This is a genomic window from Nocardioides sp. ChNu-99, assembly GCF_029493445.1.
Classification (GTDB): Bacteria; Actinomycetota; Actinomycetes; order Propionibacteriales; family Nocardioidaceae; genus Nocardioides.
The window spans coordinates 1-1,460 of sequence record NZ_JAHWBL010000112.1; the positions used below are offsets into that span (position 1 = coordinate 1).

A 1,460-nucleotide genomic window follows, 5' to 3' on the forward strand; every position below is an offset into this window, starting at 1 on the left:
CTCGCCGACGAGGCGCGTGAGGAACCCGGCGACCAGCGGGACACCGAGGAAGATCAGCACGCTGAGGGCGATGGCGCCGACGGAGAACTCGGCCGACGTCGTCTCCAGGCCCAGCCACCCGGGCAGGGTCTGCAGGTAGAACCAGCCCAGGGCGGCGAAGGCGACGATCTGGAACACGGAGTTGATGGCCACGAGCACGGCCGCCGCCTCGCGGTCACCGCACGCGAGGTCGTTCCAGATCAGCACCATCGCGATGCAACGCGCCAGGCCGACGATGACGAGGCCGGTGCGGTACTCCGGGAGGTCCGGCAGGAGCAGCCAGGCCAGCGCGAACATGAGCGCCGGCCCGACGACCCAGTTGAGCACCAGCGACGCGACGAGCAGCTTGCGGTCGGACGTGACCCGCGAGGTCTCCGTGTAGCGGACCTTGGCCAGCACCGGGTACATCATCAGCAGCAGCCCGATCGCGATCGGCAGCGAGACCCCGCCGATCTCGACGGCCTCGAGGGCCTCGTCGATGCCGGGCACGGCCCGACCCAGCACGAGCCCGAGGGCCATGGCGGCGATGATCCACACCGGCAGGAACCGGTCCAGCAACGACAGCTGGGCGACCACGCCCGCCTCGGTGCCCTGGTCGCTCGACGGGGTGGACGTGGGGTGCGAGGTCGTGCTCACGAGATCTCCGATCCGTTGCTGCGGGTGGCGCGGATGATGGCCGCGGCCGCCTGGTCGTGGACGCGGTGGGTGGTCTCGATGGTGACCTGCTCCCACCCGGTCGCGATGAGGGTGTCGCGGTACTCGGCCTCAGTCATCGCACCCGCGATGCACCCGGTGAACGCGGCGACGTCGGCTCGGGTCGTCTCGTCCATGCCCTCGTCGGCGACCACGTCGGAGACCGCGAACCGGCCGCCCGCACGGGTCACCCGTGCGGCCTCGGCCAGCGCGACCCGCTTGTCCGCGGCCAGGTTGATCACGCAGTTGGAGATGACCACGTCCACCGACGCATCGGGCAGCGGGACGTCCTCGAGGTAGCCCTCGAGGAACTCGGCGTTGTCCACCCCCGCCGCCACGGCGTTGTCCCGGGCGAGCGCGAGCATCTCCGTGGTCATGTCGAGCCCGTAGACCTTGCCCGACGGGCCGACCCGGCGCGCCGAGATCAGGACGTCCCCGCCGGCACCCGAACCCAGGTCGAGCACGACCTCGCCCGCAGCGAGGTCGGCGACCGCCGTGGGGACGCCACAGCCCAGGGAGGCCTCGAGAGCAGCCGCCGTGGCGCCGTCGCCCTGCTCGCCGTCGCGCTCGGCGCCTGCGTACAAGCCCGACCCGAACACCGTCACGCCGTCACGCTCGTTGTCCCGGTACAGGTCCGTCTCCGACAGCAGCACGGGGTTCGGCCCGCAGCAGCCCGCAGCAGACTGCGACGACCGTGCCGCCTCGGCGTACCGAGCCCGCACGGTCTC

1 protein-coding gene and 1 pseudogene are annotated in these 1,460 nt (G+C 71.7%); both read right to left on the reverse strand.

Going from position 1 to position 1,460, the window contains the following annotated elements:
- Positions 1-675: pseudogene (locus tag KK617_RS18585) on the reverse strand (arsenical-resistance protein); the annotation flags it as partial.
- On the reverse strand, positions 672-1,460 hold a 789-nt coding region (locus tag KK617_RS18590), incomplete at its 5' end, for a methyltransferase domain-containing protein (RefSeq protein ID WP_346813557.1). The pseudogene KK617_RS18585 and the gene KK617_RS18590, both read right to left, overlap by 4 nt.